At 58.2% G+C, this 18,073-nt stretch carries 16 protein-coding genes and 2 pseudogenes; 6 read left to right on the top strand and 12 right to left on the bottom strand.

The window, feature by feature from the left end; all coding sequences use genetic code 11:
• Nucleotides 1-60 precede the first annotated feature (60 nt).
• The 4 genes from hemC to BFR47_RS00560 are packed head-to-tail and all read left to right on the top strand — an operon-like array spanning nucleotide 61 to nucleotide 4,045.
• Complete coding sequence (gene hemC, locus BFR47_RS00575; protein ID WP_071471262.1) at nucleotides 61-990, top strand: hydroxymethylbilane synthase; 930 nt, start codon at nucleotides 61-63, stop codon at nucleotides 988-990.
• Nucleotides 987-1,748 (top strand): uroporphyrinogen-III synthase, encoded by a 762-nt coding sequence (locus BFR47_RS00570; RefSeq protein WP_071471261.1) that lies wholly within the window; start codon nucleotides 987-989, stop codon nucleotides 1,746-1,748. The genes hemC and BFR47_RS00570 overlap by 4 nt, the downstream gene beginning before the upstream one ends.
• A 49-nt stretch (nucleotides 1,749-1,797) precedes the next feature.
• The gene (locus tag BFR47_RS00565) at nucleotides 1,798-2,859 is read left to right on the top strand and encodes a uroporphyrinogen-III C-methyltransferase (RefSeq protein WP_071471330.1); all 1,062 of its coding nucleotides are present in this window, start codon (nucleotides 1,798-1,800) and stop codon (nucleotides 2,857-2,859) included.
• A 10-nt stretch (nucleotides 2,860-2,869) separates the two neighbouring features.
• Nucleotides 2,870-4,045, top strand: coding sequence for a heme biosynthesis HemY N-terminal domain-containing protein (locus tag BFR47_RS00560; RefSeq protein ID WP_071471260.1), 1,176 nt, complete (start codon nucleotides 2,870-2,872; stop codon nucleotides 4,043-4,045).
• Nucleotides 4,046-4,093: 48 nt separating this feature from the next.
• Here the strand turns inward: BFR47_RS00560 and BFR47_RS18355 are convergent, their stop codons facing one another.
• From BFR47_RS18355 to ilvG, 8 genes and pseudogenes are all read right to left on the bottom strand, one after another.
• On the bottom strand, nucleotides 4,094-4,480 hold the full coding sequence (locus tag BFR47_RS18355) for an NAD-binding protein (protein ID WP_281245919.1): 387 nt from the start codon (nucleotides 4,478-4,480) through the stop codon (nucleotides 4,094-4,096).
• Between the two features lie 6 nt (nucleotides 4,481-4,486).
• A pseudogene (locus BFR47_RS18350) lies at nucleotides 4,487-4,960 on the bottom strand (NAD(P)-dependent oxidoreductase); the annotation flags it as partial.
• A 19-nt stretch (nucleotides 4,961-4,979) separates the two neighbouring features.
• Nucleotides 4,980-5,801: an urea transporter gene (locus BFR47_RS00550; RefSeq protein ID WP_071471259.1), complete on the bottom strand. Its 822-nt coding sequence runs from the start codon at nucleotides 5,799-5,801 to the stop codon at nucleotides 4,980-4,982.
• Nucleotides 5,802-5,962: 161 nt separating this feature from the next.
• Nucleotides 5,963-7,483, bottom strand: a complete 1,521-nt coding sequence (gene ilvA / locus BFR47_RS00545; RefSeq protein ID WP_071471329.1) for a threonine ammonia-lyase, biosynthetic — start codon at nucleotides 7,481-7,483, stop codon at nucleotides 5,963-5,965.
• A gap of 35 nt (nucleotides 7,484-7,518) precedes the next feature.
• On the bottom strand, nucleotides 7,519-9,369 hold the full coding sequence (ilvD, locus tag BFR47_RS00540; RefSeq protein ID WP_071471258.1) for a dihydroxy-acid dehydratase: 1,851 nt from the start codon (nucleotides 9,367-9,369) through the stop codon (nucleotides 7,519-7,521).
• 66 nt (nucleotides 9,370-9,435) lie between these two features.
• A complete protein-coding gene (locus BFR47_RS00535; protein WP_071471328.1) occupies nucleotides 9,436-10,359 on the bottom strand; it encodes a branched-chain amino acid transaminase in 924 nt (307 codons plus the stop codon).
• 24 nt (nucleotides 10,360-10,383) lie between these two features.
• Nucleotides 10,384-10,632, bottom strand: a pseudogene (gene ilvM, locus BFR47_RS17900) (acetolactate synthase 2 small subunit); the annotation flags it as partial.
• Nucleotides 10,629-12,278 carry an acetolactate synthase 2 catalytic subunit gene (gene ilvG, locus BFR47_RS00530; protein WP_071471257.1) on the bottom strand — a complete coding sequence of 550 codons (1,650 nt, stop codon included), beginning with the start codon at nucleotides 12,276-12,278 and terminating at the stop codon, nucleotides 10,629-10,631. The gene ilvG and the pseudogene ilvM, both read right to left, overlap by 4 nt.
• Before the next feature lie 381 nt (nucleotides 12,279-12,659).
• On the opposite strand from ilvG, the gene BFR47_RS00525 reads away from it, so the two are divergent.
• Nucleotides 12,660-14,171 (top strand): YifB family Mg chelatase-like AAA ATPase, encoded by a 1,512-nt coding sequence (locus BFR47_RS00525; RefSeq protein WP_071471256.1) that lies wholly within the window; start codon nucleotides 12,660-12,662, stop codon nucleotides 14,169-14,171.
• 55 nt (nucleotides 14,172-14,226) lie between these two features.
• Nucleotides 14,227-14,541 carry a hypothetical protein gene (locus tag BFR47_RS00520; protein WP_071471255.1) on the top strand — a complete coding sequence of 105 codons (315 nt, stop codon included), beginning with the start codon at nucleotides 14,227-14,229 and terminating at the stop codon, nucleotides 14,539-14,541.
• A 45-nt stretch (nucleotides 14,542-14,586) separates the two neighbouring features.
• Here the strand turns inward: BFR47_RS00520 and BFR47_RS18345 are convergent, their stop codons facing one another.
• The 4 genes from BFR47_RS18345 to ccoG are packed head-to-tail and all read right to left on the bottom strand — an operon-like array spanning nucleotide 14,587 to nucleotide 17,667.
• Nucleotides 14,587-14,838, bottom strand: coding sequence for a DsbA family protein (locus tag BFR47_RS18345; RefSeq protein WP_245748726.1), 252 nt, complete (start codon nucleotides 14,836-14,838; stop codon nucleotides 14,587-14,589).
• On the bottom strand, nucleotides 14,819-15,190 hold the full coding sequence (locus BFR47_RS18340; RefSeq protein ID WP_245748725.1) for a DsbA family protein: 372 nt from the start codon (nucleotides 15,188-15,190) through the stop codon (nucleotides 14,819-14,821). Before BFR47_RS18340 ends, BFR47_RS18345 begins: the two co-directional genes overlap by 20 nt.
• Before the next feature lie 40 nt (nucleotides 15,191-15,230).
• A complete protein-coding gene (locus BFR47_RS00510; RefSeq protein ID WP_071471254.1) occupies nucleotides 15,231-16,199 on the bottom strand; it encodes a serine/threonine protein kinase in 969 nt (322 codons plus the stop codon).
• Nucleotides 16,200-16,245: 46 nt separating this feature from the next.
• Nucleotides 16,246-17,667, bottom strand: a complete 1,422-nt coding sequence (gene ccoG / locus BFR47_RS00505) for a cytochrome c oxidase accessory protein CcoG (RefSeq protein ID WP_071471327.1) — start codon at nucleotides 17,665-17,667, stop codon at nucleotides 16,246-16,248.
• Nucleotides 17,668-18,073: the final 406 nt, after the last annotated feature.

Here is an 18,073-nt window from a genome sequence, read left to right as displayed (position 1 = left end):
GTAATGCACCGACAGGAATGATAATATCGGCGCATTAATGGACACAAAGAAGAGATTCAAATGGCAAATCGCATCATCCGCATCGCCACCCGTAAGAGTCTGCTGGCTCTGTGGCAGGCCCATTATGTCAAAGAGCGGCTGGAACAGCTGCATCCCCATATCGGTGTCGAGCTGGTGCCCATGACCACTCAGGGTGATGTGCTGCTCGACACACCCCTGTCCAAGATCGGCGGCAAGGGGCTTTTCATCAAGGAACTGGAGCAGGCCATGCTGGACGGTCGTGCCGATATTGCCGTGCATTCGATGAAAGACGTACCAGTCGAGTTTCCCGAGACTCTGGGGCTGACCGTGATTTGTGAACGGGAAGATCCACGCGATGCCTTTGTTTCCAATCACTATACCCATCTCGAGCAACTGCCGGCCGGTGCCGTGGTCGGTACCGCCAGCCTGCGGCGGGAATGCCAGGTCCGCGCCCGCTACCCACATCTTGAGGTCAAGACCCTGCGCGGAAACGTGCAAACCCGGCTGCGCAAGCTGGATGAGGGCCTGTACGATGCCATCATCCTTGCCGCCGCCGGCCTCAAGCGACTGGAGCTGGAAGGCCGCATCGCCGGCCTGATGAGTCCGGAAGACAGCCTGCCCGCCAACGGCCAGGGTGCCGTGGGCATAGAGTGTCGGCTGGATGATGCGGAGCTGCTCGAACTGCTGGCTCCGCTCGATCACCATGAAACCCGGTTGCGGGTGGTGGCAGAACGCGCCATGAACCATGGCTTGCAAGGAGGTTGTCAGGTTCCTATCGGCTCTTATGCAGAGCTGCAAGGCGACAACATCTGGCTGCGGGGCCTGGTTGGTCGGCCCGATGGCAGTCAGATTATCTTCGAGGAGATCACCGGCCCCGCCGGTCAGGGCGAAGCCCTGGGCGCCGAGCTGGCCAAGCGGCTGCTGGCCCGGGGCGCAGACCAGATACTGGACGAGGTTTACCGGTCATGATCCCGTTGGTGGTACGCCCCGAGCCTCAGGCCACCAGCCTGAGCCAGGCTTTGCTCGCGGCTGGCCACCAACCGGTGGTCAGCCCGCTGCTGAGCTTTGTCGAGGGAGTCGAATTAGACCGATTGCCCGCCCTGCTTGCCGATCTTTCGGCTCGGGATTATGTGATAGCGGTCAGCGTACAGGCGGTTAATTTCGCCGATAATGCATTGAAACAACAAGGCTCTTCCTGGCCGGACGCCCACTACATTGCCGTAGGCGAGGCGACCGGAAATGCCTTTGACTCGGTGGGGGTTCCCGGTGCGACAGTACCGGATGATCCCCGCTCCGAAGGCGTTATTTCACTGCCGGAGTTACGGCAGCTTACGGGACGCCGGGTGGTTATCCTGCGTGGTAATGGCGGCCGTCATCTGATCGCCCCGACCCTGATGCAGGCAGGGGCACTGGTCGACTATTGTGAAGTCTACCGACGCCACTACCACCCCGATCCGAATGGCACCTTGGTGAAAAGCTGGCAGAGCCAGGGTGTGGACAGTATTATCATCACCAGTGGCGGGCTGCTGAACCATCTGGTGCAACTGACTGCCACCAGCGCAAGGGACTGGCTGACAAGCCGTTTATTGATTGTACCCAGTATACGGGTGGCCCTCGAGGCCAGAGAGCTGGGCTTCACTCAGGTCATTAATGCAGAAGGTGCATCCAATCAGGCGCTGATTGACGCTCTGGATGAGAGGAAACGGAATGACAGACAAGACAGATAATCATCAAGAACATCAGAATACCGCGGTCAAGGGCGAGGTTGATGCCGACGTGACCGCCGAGCAACAGCAGGCAGTACCGCCTGCGGCTTCCTCAGAACCGGAACAGCGAGCACCGGAGCAGAAAAAATCCTCTTCGTCCGGCAAGATACTGGCCATCATCGCCATTATTATCGCCATTCTGCTGACGGCCATACTGTACTGGCACGGTCACAACCAGGCGCTGGCTCAGGCCGAGCAGATGAGCCAGCTGCAGGCGGAAGTTGCACAGCAACAGCAACGCCTGCAACAGGCCGAGGCCAAGCAGAGCAGCCAGCTGGCCGCCGTGATCAACAACCAAAGCAGCACCACCGAGCAGCTTGAAGGGCTGTCACACAAGGTGCTGGATCTGGACAGCAAGCGCCCCAACGACTGGATGCTGGCGGAAGCCGAATATCTGGTGCGCATGGCTGGCCGCAAACTCTGGCTGGAGCAGGATGCGGTATCCGCCGCCATGATGCTGGCCAATGCCGACGAACGTCTGGCCGCCCTGAACGATCCCGGCCTGACTCCGGTACGCCGGGCATTGGCGGACGATATCGCCAGCATCAAGTCGGTGCAGAAAGTCGACCGGGAAGGCCTGGTGATCAAGCTCAACAGCATCAACGATCAGGTAGACAAGCTCACGCTGGCCGGGGTCATCATGGCCCGGGCCGAAGAGCCGGATTTCACCCTGTCCGAGTCGGTCAGCGACTGGAAAGAAAACCTGAAAAAGAGCTGGGCCAGTTTCAGTGACAACTTCGTGACCGTGCGCCGCCGCGACGGCAACGTGGAAGCCCTGCTGTCACCCCAGCAACACTGGTACCTGAGCGAAAACCTCAAGGGCAAGCTGCTGCAGGCCCAGCTGGCGGTCTATCGCGAACAGCAGGAGATCTACGACAGCTCTCTGGCTCAGGCCAGACAATGGCTGCAGGACTACTTTGCCGACGACAGCGTGCGCCAGTTTATGCTGGAACAGATAGAGCAGCTCAGTGGCCAGCAGATCAAGGTGGACTATCCCGAGCAGTTCAGCGCTCAGGAACGCCTGCAGCAACTGCTGGATGACAGGCTGCAACGCCTGCTGACCGGCCTGTAAGGGGGAGTCTATGATACGTCTTGCGATTATCGTCGCCATCCTGGTCGCCGGCCTGGTCATCGGTCCGGACATCACCGGCCAACAGGGTTATGTACTGGTCGCCGCCAGCGGTTACACCATCGAAACCACCGCCACCGTATTTCTGGTGGCCGTGGTGCTGTTCTATGTATTGCTGCTGTTTATCGAATGGTTGCTGGGTCGGATTTTCGGGCTGAGCCATCGCACCCGCGGCTGGTTTGTCGGCCGCCGTCGCCGCAAGGCCCTGAGCTTTACCCAGAGCGGCATGCAGGCGTTGGTGGCGGAAGACTATGCCACCGCCGAAAAAATGCTGCTCAAGGGGACCAAGGGCAACGATCTGGCCCTGCTCAACTACCTGAATGCGGCCACCGCCGCCCAGGCGCAGGGGCACGAAGAAAAGCGCGACGATTACTTGCGTCAGGCCCATGAGCAGAATCCGGGCGCCGGTCTGGCGGTGGGACTCACTCAAACGCGACTGCAATACCAGCAAGGTCAACTGGAACAGGCACTGGCCGGGGTGCGGCAGCTGGAGCAGGAGTACGGCAGCCAGCCAGCCCTGCTCAAGCTGCAGAAAGACGTCTATTTCGCCGCCGGTGAATGGTCGTCGCTGCTGAGTACCCTGAATGCCCTGGCTGAAAAGGGGCTTATCGAGTCCGAAGAGCAGCAGACCCTGAAGCAACAGGCCTATGCCGGCTGGTTTAACAGCACCGCCAAGACCGACGGCAGCGAAGGTCTGCTCACCCTGTGGCAGGGCCTGCCGCGCAAGGAAAAGTATCAGGCCGACATTCTGGCCCCGCTGTGCGATCGGTTGACCGGACTCAAGGCATACAAGGAAGCCCAGCAACTGCTGCTGGAAGGGCTGAACAAGGAAAGCGATCCGCGGCTGCTGGCCTGTATGACCCGGCTGCAGCTGAGCGACTATCATCCGTTGCTCACCGTGCTGGAGAAGAAGGCGAAGAAGGAAACCCTGCCCGAGCTGCATTCCACCCTGGGCCAGTTGTACCTGAAGGATGGCAAGCCGGAAGAAGCGGAAGCGCACCTGCAACAGGCGGTGGCACTCAAGCCCTGTGCCGGTGACTATGTGCTGCTGGCGGGTCTGGCGGAAAAGCGCAAGGATCTGGCCAAGGCCAACGACTACTATCGTCACAGCCTGGCGCTGGCCTCCTGAGCCGGTATTCATTCAGACACCAAAAGGAGCCGCAAGGCTCCTTTTTTATCAGTCCTTGTACAATTTGATCAGGGTGGCGGGGTCCCGCTCCAGATAGCCCTTGCTGCCGTGCTGCCGCATCAGCTGAGCGGCCAGGCCCGACATAGGGGTGGCACTGCCCTCGCGCAGGCTCAGAGCCACCGCCATGTCCAGATCCTTGAGCAGGGTGCGCACATGCCACTTGGGATCCGGATCCGACTCGTCCGCCATCAGCGGGCCGGTGAGCTGCATCGGCCTGGAGTCGGCGAAGCCACCGGCCAGAGCATCGGGGATCTTGTCTGCATCCACACCGCTGGCTTTGGCCAGCGCCATCATCTCCGCCAGCACCATCAGGTTGCAGCCGACGATCATCTGGTTGCACACCTTGGTGACCTGACCGGCCCCCACCGCTCCCATATGAGTTGCCCGCTGCGACAACGGCGCCAGCACGGGACGAATGCGTTCGATATCTGTCGCCTCACCGCCACACATAATCGCCAGGCTGCCGGCCTCGGCACCGGCCACGCCACCGGAAACCGGTGAGTCGACCCAGCTCATGCCACATTGCGCTTTCAGCCGTGCGGCAAAGTCCCGGGTCGCTTCCGGATCCGAGCTGGAAAAGTCCACCAGCAGCTGATCTGCCCGGCCGTGAGTCGCCACGCCACCGGCACCGAAGACTACCTCTTCCACCACGGCGGTATTGGCCAGGCACAGCAGCACCAGATCCACCTGCTCCACCAGTTCACCTATGCTGCTGGCAACGGTGGCACCGGCAGCCTCGACCTCGGACAGCTTGTGCACGCTACGGTTCCATACCGAGACCTAAAAGCCGGCCTGCAGAAAACGCTGTGTCATCGGCTTGCCCATCAACCCTATTCCGATAAAGCCCAGCTTCATTACACCCTCTCCCTGTTGTTCATGTATTCGTCCGGTAATCACACAGCCGGCCGCGTAATGCCAGACACAGCCAGCAGCTTAATACGAAGGGCATGGTCAGCATCGGCAGCCCGGTTTTCAGCATGATGGCGGTCATCAGGCCCGCCAGCACGGCGGCAACGATACTCCAGCCGGGCTTGAAGCCATGCCAGAACATGGCGATGGCGGCCAGCACCCCGTTGTAACCAGTCAGGCCAAAATTGATGTAATCGGGATTCACCAGCAATAACAAGGCGGTACCACTGGTGATCACCGCCCCCGCAAAAGCCCAGCCCAGCATGCCAATACCCGCCAGCAACAAGGCGGCACAGCCCATGATCGCCGGCACCGTATCGGGTAAAAAAACCACCTGTCCGATAGCCGATAACGAAAAGTCATAACCTTGCGGTATTTCATCGACCAGACGATGCCCATTCCAATATAACCAGGGCAGAACCAGCAGGTTAAAAGGCAGTGTGTAGCAGGGAAAACGGACTTTCATACGCAAGAAGGCATAAATAAGGCAAGACAGCGCACCCAGCACGGCGGATGCCACCAGCATACCCACACCGGGCGGTGCAAATAACGCCAGCGCCAGCCCGACCAGGGCCGCATTGAAGCCGTAACAGCCTTCGGCCTGTAGTTGGGCATCGAATTCAAGACAGTGCGCGACCAGCACCCCGCTCAGGGCCGCAATCAGCATGGCCAGCGCCATGTAGGGCGCGGCCCACAGCACACCCAGTGTAATCAACAAACCGGCTAGCGGGCGGTTAACAAAATAGATCTGACCGATGGAAACCAGTAGTGCAGACAACAGACCCATGGTGGGAGTCCTGAAGATAATGAAGAAACGAGCAGAATTAGAACAAGAGATGGTGTTTTTATCAACGGAAATGTACACAATATCGGTGCGATATGTTCTGCATTATACCGGTTGGCGTAAACGGTACCGGCAAGGCCAGAACGGGACCTTGCCGGTATTGCTTAATGCGCCAGAAAAAACTGGTAGGCGGGATCCTGAGTCACATCATCCCAACGGTAGCCCAGCTCGGCCAGATATCGCTCGAACGAAACCAGATCTGCATCGGGCAGTTCGAAGGCACAGAGTACCCGGCCAAACTCGGCCCCGTGATTACGATAGTGAAACAGGCTGATGTTCCAGTGCGTCCCCAGGGTATGCAGGAAGCGCATCAGGGCACCGGGTTGCTCGGGAAAACGGAAGCTGTACAGCCGCTCGTGCAGGGCCTTGGGTGGCCGGCCACCGACCATGTAACGCACGTGAGACTTGGCCAGATCGTTATCGGTCATGTTGGCCACCGGATAACCGGCCTGCTCCAGTTCCATCATGATCTGGGTCAGCTCCCGATCTCCGTCGCTGAGCCGCACCGACACCAGCAGGGCGGCCTTGTCTTCCGACGAGTAGCGATAGTTGAACTCGGTGACCATGCGGTTGCCGAGCACTTCGCAGAACTCGAGAAAGGCACCCTTGCGCTCGGGGATGGTTACCGCCAGCACCCCTTCCCGCTTTTCACCCAGCTCGCAGCGCTCGGAGACATAACGCAGGGAATGGAAGTTGACGTTGGCACCGCTGAGCACCGCCGCCATGCGGGCATGCTTGTAATCACCCGCCTGGCTGTATTTCTTCAACCCGGCCAGCGACAACGCACCGGACGGCTCGGCGATGGCTCTGGTATCTTCGAAGATATCCTTGAGCGCGGCGCAGATCTCGTCGGAACTGACGGTGACCACCCCATCAAGATACTGCTGACACAGACGAAAGGTTTCGGTGCCCATGCGTTTCACCGCCACCCCGTCGGCAAACATGCTGACCCGATCGAGGGTGACAATCTCCCCGGCCTTGAGCGCGGCATTGAGACAGGCCGACCCTTCGGCCTCGACCCCGATCACCTTGACCTGAGGCAGCAGCTGCTTGATATAGACCGACACCCCGGCCGCCAGGCCACCACCACCCACCGGCACAAACACATGGGTCAAGCGGGTATCCTGCTCCAGCAGTTCGCGCCCTATGGTGCCCTGACCGGCAATCACGTCTTCGTCGTCGAACGGCGGTATCAGGGTCAGGTTGTGCTCTTGTGCCAGCTCCAGACAACGGGCATAGGCCTCATCGAAATTATTGCCGTGCAGCACCACCTTGCCGCCGAAGCGGCGCACCGATTCCACCTTGATATCGGGGGTGACGGTGGGCATGACGATGGTGGCATCGATACCCAGTTTGGCCGCCGACAGGGCCACGCCCTGAGCATGATTACCGGCCGAGGCTGCAATGACCCCGGCCTGCTGTTGCTCCGGACTGAGCTGGGCAATCTTGTTATAGGCACCCCGCAGCTTGAAAGAATGCACCGGTTGCATGTCTTCCCGTTTTAGCGATACCGGGTGACCCAGCCGCTCGGAGATTTTCTTGAGCGGCGACAGCGGGGTTACCCGTGCCGCTTCATAAACCGGAGACAGCAGGATGCGGCGCAGATATTCGGCCGCCGACCGCAATGTGGCGACCTCTTTCAATGCCGGTTGTGCCATTGTTATCCCCCCAGCTTGCTGATGTCGCGTACCGCGCCCTTGTCGGCACTGGTTGCCAGTGACGCATAGGCGCGCAGGGCGAAGGACACTTCCCGCTCGCGGTCGACCGGGCGCCAGCCCTGTTCACCCTTGGCATCCATCGCCTCGCGACGGGCGGCCAGTTCGGCTTCCGGCACATCCAGCACGATGCTGCGGCCCGGAATATCGATATCGATGATATCGCCGTTCTGTACCAGACCGATGGTGCCGCCGTTGGCCGCCTCGGGAGAGACATGGCCGATGGACAGGCCGGAAGTCCCGCCGGAGAAGCGACCATCGGTGATCAGCGCACACTTGGTGCCCAGGCCCATGGATTTGAGGTAGGTGGTGGGATAGAGCATTTCCTGCATACCCGGGCCGCCCTTGGGGCCTTCGTAGCGGATCACCACCACCTCACCGGCCTTGACTTCGCCGCCCAGAATGCCGGCCACGGCGGTATCCTGACTCTCATAAATGCGGGCGGGTCCGCGGAAAACCAGGTTGTCGTCGGAGACGCCGGCGGTCTTGACGATACAGCCGTCCACCGCCAGGTTGCCGGACAGCACGGCCAGACCGCCTTCCAGGCTGTAGGCGTTTTCCAGGCTGCGGATACAACCTTCGGCTCTGTCGTCGTCCAGGGTCGGCCAGCGACAATCCTGACTGAACGCCTTGGTGGTACGGATACCGGCAGGGCCGGCGCGGAACATGGTTTTAACCGCCTCGTCTTCGGTCACCATCACATCATATTTGGCCAGCTGCTCGGCCATGGTCATGCCCAGCACGGTAGGCAGCTCGGTGTGCAACAGGCCGGCACGGGCCAGTTCGCCGAGAATCCCCATGACGCCACCGGCACGGTGTACGTCTTCCATATGGTATTTCTGGGTCGAGGGGGCCACCTTGCACAGCTGGGGCACCTTGCGCGACAGCGCATCGATGTCGTCCATGGTGAAGTCGACGCCCGCCTCGTGGGCGGCGGCCAGCAGGTGCAGCACGGTGTTGGTGGAACCGCCCATGGCGATATCCAGCACCATGGCGTTTTCGAACGCCGCCTTGGTGGCGATGCTGCGCGGCAGGGCCGAGTCGTCATCCTGCTCGTAATAACGCTTGGTCAGCTCGACGATGCGATGACCCGCCGTCTTGAACAGCTGCTCCCGATCGGCGTGCGTCGCCAGCAGCGAGCCGTTGGCCGGCTGGGACAGGCCCAGGGCCTCGGTCAGGCAGTTCATGGAGTTGGCGGTGAACATGCCGGAGCAGGAACCACAGGTCGGGCAGGCGCTGCGCTCGATCTGCTCGCTCTGGGCATCCGATACCTTGGGATCTGCGCCCTGGATCATGGCGTCGACCAGATCCAGCTTGATGATCTGATCGGACAACTTGGTCTTGCCCGCTTCCATCGGGCCACCGCTCACGAAAATCACCGGAATATTGACCCGCAGTGCGGCCATCAGCATGCCCGGGGTGATTTTGTCGCAGTTGGAGATACACACCATGGCATCGGCACAGTGGGCATTGACCATGTACTCGACCGAGTCGGCGATCAGATCCCGGCTGGGCAGGCTGTACAGCATGCCGCCATGACCCATGGCGATGCCGTCATCCACGGCGATGGTGTTGAATTCCTTGGCGACGCCACCGGCGGCCTCGATTTCCCGCGCCACCAGCTGGCCCATATCTTTCAGGTGCACATGGCCCGGTACAAACTGGGTAAAGGAGTTGACCACCGCAATGATCGGCTTGCCGAAATCTTCTTCGGTCATGCCGGTGGCGCGCCAGAGGGCGCGGGCGCCGGCCATGTTGCGGCCGTGGGTGGTGGTGGCGGAACGATACCTTGGCATTCTATAACTCCTGTAAAACAAGTGAGTAAAACAGAGGCGCCCGGCGCCCCTCTCTCGATCTGATAATCAATCTTTCACCGGGGTCAGCCAGCCCCATTTATCCTTGGTGCTGCCATCGAACAGCCCGAAGAAGGCTTTTTGCAATTCTGTGGTGATCGGGCCTCGTTTACCAGCCCCCAGCGTGATGCCATCTACGCTGCGCACCGGCGTCACCTCGGCAGCGGTGCCGGTCATGAACATTTCATCGGCCAGATACAGTGCCTCGCGGGAGATGGCTTCTTCCCGTACCTGATAACCGGCTTCACGCGCCAGGGTCATCAGGGTATCGCGAGTGATACCGGGCAGGATACAGGCGGTAACCGGCGGGGTATAGAGCACCTTGTTCTTGATCAGGAACAGGTTCTCACCCGCGCCCTCGCTCAGGTGACCATGCACGTCGAGGGAGATCCCCTCGTCATAACCATGGCGCTTGGCTTCGCCCGAGATCAACTGGGACGACAGATAGTTACCACCGGCCTTGGCACCGGTGGGCATGGTATTGGGTGCCAGCCGGTTCCAGGAGGTCACACAGACATCCACCCCCTGCTCCAACCCTTCCTCGCCCAGATAGGCGCCCCAGGGAATGGCGGCAACGATCACGTCGCAGGGCACGTCTTTGGGCGCGTTGAGGCCCATGCCGACGTTGCCGATAAACACCAGTGGCCGCAGGTAGGCGCTGTTCAGCTCGTTCTCGCTCACCGCCTTGCGGCAGGCATCCATCAGTTCGGCATGGGTATAAGGGATCTTCATTCGATAGATTTTGGCGGAGTCGAACAACCGCTGCACATGCTCTTCCAGACGAAAAATCATCGGGCCCTTCGGGGTGTTGTAGGCACGAATGCCCTCGAACACCGAAGAGCCGTAGTGCAACGCATGGCTCATCACATGCACCTGGGCCTGATCCCAGGGCACCATATCACCATTGAACCAGATATATTTGGCTGTCGTCATTGGTTGTTCCCTCACGCCGTTTTTTTTGAATCGTTGCTCCACAACCTGCGCTTCGACACGGGTTACATCCATCAGCTTTTCAAGCTGGCGGCTCAACAGCTGAATGGATCTGTCACTGCTGACAGTAACCCTAATATTAAGGCTTTTACAATCGACCGAGGTGGACATTTCCATATCATCCACCCGAAAGCCACGATGACGGGTCAGGCGAAGTACTCGTTCGAGGACTTCAGGGCGAAACTGGGTTTCTATCTGCACGTTGTGCTGGTTCATGCTTTGCTCTCCATCATCTGGTCGTTGGCAACGCCCGGCGGCACCAGAGGCCAGACGTTTTCTTCCTCTGAAATACGGACATGTAACAGGTAGGCGGTATCGGCCGCCAGCATGCGCTGGATGGCGGGCTCCACCTCTTCCTTGCGGGTAATGGTTTCTCCCGGAATATTGAAAGCGGCGGCCATGGCCACAAAATCGGGGTTATCGGTGAGGATGGTTTCGCTGTAGCGCCCGTCGAAGAACAGTTCCTGCCACTGACGCACCATACCCAGCCGCTGATTGTCGAGCAGCACCATTTTCACCGGCAATTGGGCGCGCTTGAGGGTACCCAGCTCCTGTACGTTCATCATGAAGGAGCCATCACCGGAAACCAGCACCGATTCATGTTCGGGACGGGCCAGCTTGGCGCCGATGGCCGCCGGCAGGCCAAAGCCCATGGTCCCCAATCCTGCGCTGCTCAGGTGGTTGCGCGGGCTGGTGAAGCGCATGTGCTGAGCGACCCACATCTGATGCTGGCCCACATCGCAACTCACCATGGCGGTATCCTGCAGGGCGGCACTCAGCTGCTTGAGCATCAGGGGCGCATAAATGGCCTCACCCGGGTGATCGTAGCGCCAGCCATGCTCGGCCCTGAGCGCCTGGCACTGCTGCCGCCAGTCGTCGATATCCAGTGGCTCGTTACCCAGCAGCGGCAATACCTGGCTCAATTCGGCATCGATCCCCACCTGGGCATGACGCACCTTGCCGAATTCGGCGGCGTCCTTGTCCAGATGAATCACCTTGGCGTTCACCGCAAAGGCGTCCAGTTTACCGGTAACCCGGTCGTCGAAACGGGCACCAACCACAATCAGCAGATCACTCTGCTGAACAGCAAGATTGGCGGCTTTTGTTCCGTGCATGCCCAGCATGCCCAAAAACAGCTGGTCATCCGGATCCAGAGTCCCGATTCCCTTGAGCGTGGTTACGGCAGGGATACCGGTTTGCCGCGCAAAAGCACGTAATTCTGTCTCGGCATTGGCCATGCCCACGCCGCCACCAACGTACAGTATCGGCTGACGCGCAGACGCCAGCATCGACTGCGCCTGGGACAACGCTTGCCGGTCCAGCACATTGGGTTCGGTGCTGAATTCGGGTGTTGTTCTGGGTTCAACCAGCGCAACCTGTACATTCTTGGGCACATCGATCAACACGGGACCGGGACGACCGGAACGGGCGACTTCGAAGGCTTCGGCGATGATCCCGCCCAGATCTTCGGCATTTTCCACCAGATAGGAGTGCTTGGTACAGGAGAGGGACATCCCCAGCACGTCGACTTCCTGGAAGGCATCGGTGCCGATAGCCGACATCGGCACCTGACCGGTGATGGCCACCAGCGGGATGGAGTCGAGCATGGCATCGGCCAGACCGGTGATCAGGTTGGTAGCCCCCGGGCCGGAAGTGGCCATGCACACTCCCACCTGACCACTGGCTCTGGCGTAGCCCACCGCAGCCAGTGCAGCCGCCTGCTCGTGGCGACACAGCAAATGTTCCACCCCACCGTCGTAGAGCGCGTCATAGAGCGGCATGATGGCGCCGCCGGGATAGCCGAATATCTGGGTAACTCCCTGCTGTTTTAAGGTCTGAACGATGTACTGTGCGCCATTCATGTTATTGCTGTCCCTGTATTGCTGCCAAAGCCGGTAAAAAAAAAACCCCCGAGTGGTAACTCGGGGGTTTTGCGTTGTTGTCTGCCGGTTGTTTTACGTTTCGTCAGACCACAGTGCCCCGAGAGGTGATTTAACAATCACCACTAGGACCACGATAATGCTGACGAAACGTACAAACAGATTCATGTCACCGACCATTGAATAGAGTGATGAGCCGTAACCTTCGACTCAAGCTGGCCTATAGAACTAGCATGATGAGCTAAACTAGACAAGAATTTATCGTTAAAAACACAAAAAAAGCGGCCAAATGGGGTAACGAAAAGGTAGTTTAAAAAGCTGATAAAAGTTAATTATTAAAAATAAAATATCAGGGAGACCGGGATGTCACTCGCCGTAGTTTTTGCCCGCGCCAGCCTGGGCGTCGCCGCACCACTGGTCACCGTTGAAGCCCACCTTGCCAATGGTCTGCCCGCCTTCAATATCGTCGGTTTGCCGGAAACCACCGTCAAGGAAGCCCGGGATCGGGTGCGCAGTGCCCTGCTTAATTCCGGCTTCGAGTTTCCCGCCCGACGCATCACCGTCAACCTGGCCCCCGCCGATCTGCCCAAAGAAGGGGGTCGTTTCGACTTGCCTATCGCCATGGCCATTCTTGCCGCCTCCGGACAGATCCCCGTCACTCGACTGGAGCAACTGGAGTTTCTGGGCGAACTCGCTCTGACCGGGGCGCTGCGGCCGATTAAAGGTGCCCTGCCGGCAGTACTGGCCGCGCGCGACAATGAACGCTTGCTGGTACTACCCGCCGATAATGGCACCGAAGCCGGAGTTATCCATCCTTGCCCTGCCCGCCTGGCTCCTGACCTGCTGGCCATTACCGCCTGGTTGCAACAACAGGGAGAATTAACGAGTCCTGAACGGATTATTCCGGCAGAACACCACTATATCACCGATCTTTGCGATGTTATCGGCCAGGAAAGTGGCAAGAGAGCCTTGGAGATTGCCGCCGCCGGTGAGCACAATCTGTTGCTGCTCGGCCCACCGGGTACTGGCAAGAGCATGCTGGCCAGCCGCTTGCCGGGGCTGCTTCCCCCGATGAGCGAAGAGGAAGCACTCGAAGCCGCCGCCGTCAGATCCATCGGTGGTCTGAGTCTTGATCCCGAGAACTGGCGACTGCGGGCCTTTCGTCAGCCACATCACTCGTCTTCGGCCGTGGCCCTGGTGGGGGGTGGCAGCTATCCCCGCCCCGGAGAAATATCTCTGGCCCATCACGGCGTGCTGTTTCTCGATGAAATGACCGAGTTTGAGCGGCGGGTACTGGATGCCTTGCGCGAACCGCTGGAAACCAGCAGCATCTCCATTGCCCGGGCGGCACACAGGGTCACGTTTCCTGCCCGTTTTCAGTTGATTGGCGCCATGAATCCCAGCCCCTGTGGCCACTATGCCGATGGCTACAGTCGCAGCTCCTCCGAACAGATACTGCGTTATCTCGGCAAAATCTCGGGACCTTTTCTGGATCGCTTCGATCTGTCGGTAGAAATACCGCTATTACCCCCGGGGGAATTGAGCCGCACACGGCCCAAAGCCGAAGGGTCGGCCGAGATACGCAAAAGAGTACTGACGGCCAGAAACCGGCAACTGCAACGTGCCGGCAAGACCAATGCCCGCCTCAGCGCCGCCGAGCTGGACCTGTTCTGCCCGCTGAAACAGGAGGATGCGCAATTCCTGGAGCAGGCTCTGCACCGGATGAAGCTGTCGATACGCGCCTGGCACAAATTGATCCGGGTCGCCAGAACCATTGCCGATCTGGCCGATGAAGCGGCGATAAGTCGTCATCATTTGATCGAAGCCTTAGGCTACAGAGCCATGGACAGGCTGTTACAGCGCCTGCAGAGCTGAGCCGACAAGAAACTGCTATACCTTAACTAACTGCTTTTCAACGAGAGGATTGTGGATGAAGATGAAAAGTGCAAAGGAGTTTGCCGCCTGGCTTCATGATCGTTTCAAGGAAGTAAAAACCGGGGTGTACCTGAACAAGGAAGATATCGCCAACCTCTCCGGCAGACAGCGTTTTACCCATGAGTTCATCAGCGATATTCATTACGAGTTGGTGTTAAAAGGCATGGGATTTGTCACCGATACCCACAGAGAAAAGTTTTATCTTTTTCACCTGCCTACCGAGTATTGGCAGACCCAGAAAGATGGCTATCAGGAAGACAGTCACTCCAACGTACGCACCATCATTCCGCCCAAACGACATTCGTCATGATCACAGACCCCATGATGCGGCGCCAACCGCATCATGGGGTACCGCTTATCCGGCTGACAGCAGATATTCCACTACCCGGAAAAACCGTTCTTCCGAGCCGATTTCGCTCATGTTCAGCTGATACTTGTCCTTGACGACTATGGTGGGGGTGCCGCGCACATTGAAGCGTTCGGTGGCCTTATCATACTGGGCCACCATGCCATTGAGTGCAAAGCTGTTGATCACGCCATCGAAGGCCTTTGCTTCAACCCCCTCGGACACGAAGATAGCCTTGATATCATCCAGACTGCCGGGCATTTTTTTTCTGCCGATGGATGCGATCGAAGATAACCGGAGTCAGTTTATCTTCCACCTCAAGCAGCACCGCCGCGCCATAGGCACGTTGCAGCACCGGACCCATATCCCGGCCAAGGAAAGAAACCGGCACCTTCTTCAGCTGCGCGTCGGGTAGCCGTTGTTCCAGCTTGCTCATCAGCGGCTCAAAGCTGTAGCAATGTGTACAGACATAAGAGAAAAACTCGGTCACTTCCGGCTTGCTGCTCGCCGTTTCACTCACCACGGTATATTCCACCCCTTCCTTGAACTCGGGAGCGGCATTGGCCAGCGGAGCCAGCAGCAGGGTAAAAAAGGCAAAAATAAACTGTTTCATACAGGATCCCATTCAGTAAAGTCTGCTTCAAGTTAAGTAATCAATTCCAGGAGGTCAAGGATAATGGTGGTGCTTCCAGACTCTGTAATTGCTCGGTCAGTACGCCAAGCTGCTGCTGCCAGTAATCGTCGGTATTAAACCAGGGAAAACTGGCCGGAAAGGCGGGATCAGACCAGCGCGTCGTCAGCCACGCCATGTAATTAACCATGCGCATGGCTCTGAGTGGCTCAATGAGAGCCAGCTCTGCCGCATCGAACTCCCGGATCGTCTCGTAACCGGCCAACAAGGTGTCCAGCTGCATCAATTGTTCCTGACGACTGCCACTGAGCATCATCCACAAATCCTGTACCGCCGGCCCGGTGCGGCAATCATCGAAGTCGAGCAGCCAGAGTCCGTCCCGCCACAGGATGTTGCTGGCATGGCAGTCGCAGTGCAGGGTCAGCTGCTGTGCTGGCCGATACAGTCCGGTTGCCCTCTCTATCACCTCGTTCAGCCGGGCAAAAAACTCGCCCCGCAGTCGATTCGGTATTCGCGCCTGTTGTTCGAGTACAGCCCGAGCTCGTAGCAGGTAGTCATCGGTACTCAGCTGTGGCCGGTGGCGTAGCGTAAAATGTTCACCAACGCTGTGTAGCCGCCCCAGCTGCTCTCCCAGCGCTTCCAGTTGATCGAGGTTGTCGGCTTCAAACTGACGACCGGAGACTGCCGGCCAGACCGCGAACAACATGGTGCCGAACTCAAAGACACTATGGCCATCGCGTATCAGTGGTACTGCCACCCTGACTCCGGCATCATCCAGCGCGAACAAAAAATCATGTTCTTCCTGTATCTGCTGGCGACTCCAGCGCTCCGGGCGATAAAACTTGGCTATCAGGATACCGTCGGTATCGCTTTTGAAACGGTAGACCCGGTTTTCATAGCTGTTCAACGCCATGAGACCCGAGTCGACATAAATGCCGACACTGACCAGCGCATCGGCGATCACATCGGGGGTAAGCTGGTAATAATTCATATTTATCCACAAAAAGACCGCAGCGACAGGCTGCGGTCCGAGCATATCAGTTAATCGGACTGAAGAACTTGGTATCGCTGCGCAGGATGGCCTTGCTGTCGTGCTCATCGAGCCCGGCGTGACTCATCACGAAGGTGATGTCCTTGACCGGTGTGGATAACAGATAAGGATCAGCCGCCAGACTGATCGGCAGGCTCAGCACTTCACCACCGCGAACCTCGACTTCGGTAGGTCCTATCCAGTCCACATCATCCATCCCCTCGACTCGGAGCCGATAGGTTTCGGTCTCCAGCGTCTTGTTCATGATTTTCAGGGTATAGGTGTTCTCCACCAACCCTTCGGAAGTTTCGCGGTAGAGCTGATTGCGATCCCGGATGATCTCGATGCCCATGGGCATGATATTGGCCGCCATGTAACCAAAGGCTGCCAGCATCAACACCATGACAATACCGTACCCAATCAGTTTGGGTCGCGCCACATGGGTCTCTCTGTGCCGTAACTTGTGTTCGGTGGTATAGCTGATCAGGCCTTTTTCATACCCCATTCGGTCCATGGTCTGATCGCAGGCATCAACACAGGCACCACAGTTGATACATTCGTATTGCAGACCATCCCGAATATCGATACCCGCCGGACAGACCTGTACACAGAGATCACAATCGATACAATCCCCCAGCCCCAGCTTTGCGGGATCCGCCTTGCGCGGACGAGGCCCTCGGCGCTCGCCACGCTCGGTGTCATAGCTGACGGTATAGGTGTCTTTATCAAACATCGCGGACTGAAAGCGAGAATAGGGGCAGATGTGGGTACACATGATGGTCCGCATCCAGCCGGCATTGCCATAAGTACAGAACGCAAAGAACAGTACCCAGAAGCCGAGCCAGAAGCTGGTCGAAAAGGTCAGCAGTTCTACCGCCAGCTCTCTGGCCGGTGCAAAATAGGCAACAAAGGTAAAACCGGTCAGAAGTGACACCGTCAGCCAGGCAACATGCTTGGCGCTCTTGCGCCATATCTTGTTGAAATTCCAGGGCGACTTGTCCAGCTGGCGGCGCTTGTTGGCACTGCCTTCCAGCTTTTCTTCAAACCAGATAAACACAAAGGTCCATACCGTCTGCGGACACAGGTAACCACACCACACCCTCCCGAGAAAGGTAGTGATAAAGAACAGGCCGAAGGCGGCCACCATCAGCAACAGCGCCAACAAGGTCAGATCCTGTGGCCAGATGGTGGTGGAAAAAATCTGAAAACGCTGCTGCTCTACATCAATCAGGATGGCCTGGCGGCCGTTCCAGCTCAGCCAGGGACCCACTGCGAACAACAGCATGAAAAACCAGCCCATCACCTTGCGCAGTTGCTGCCATTGCCCTTTTTGCGCTCGTACATAGATATGACCTTCGTCGGTAGGCCGGTGGGAACGCACCGCTTCGGTGACATCCTTGATGTCTATTTGCTTGTTTTTATCGTTCATTATGCTCACATTGTTGTTCTGACTGACTGCGACCGAATCTTCTGCATGACCATCCATCAACAGGATCTTGTTAACTTGCAGATAAAATACGAGTTATGCCGCATTCTGCAGCAAAACCCCCGATAAAAAGGTGATACATATCACTCTTTACCGAGCCAGGGACGGTTCATGCTACCCGGAGCATCATCATAGAGTACCCCGGCTTACCGGCACCATGACAGCGATCAGCAAACTGCGTGAAACAGAAAAATCCGGATTAGCCCCGTGAGGAAAAGACACCACAATGGATAAAAGACAGGTAAAACAAAAAGCCCCGCTCATTGAGCGGGGCTTGGTGATAGGCGTTTGACTGTGACCTACTTTCACATGGCAGCTGCCACACTATCATCGGCGCGGGTGCGTTTCA

It is taken from the genome of Oceanisphaera psychrotolerans (genome assembly GCF_001870485.1).
GTDB classification, from domain to species: Bacteria; Pseudomonadota; Gammaproteobacteria; order Enterobacterales; family Aeromonadaceae; genus Oceanimonas; species Oceanimonas psychrotolerans.
This window is presented reverse-complemented; position numbering and strand designations above follow the sequence as displayed.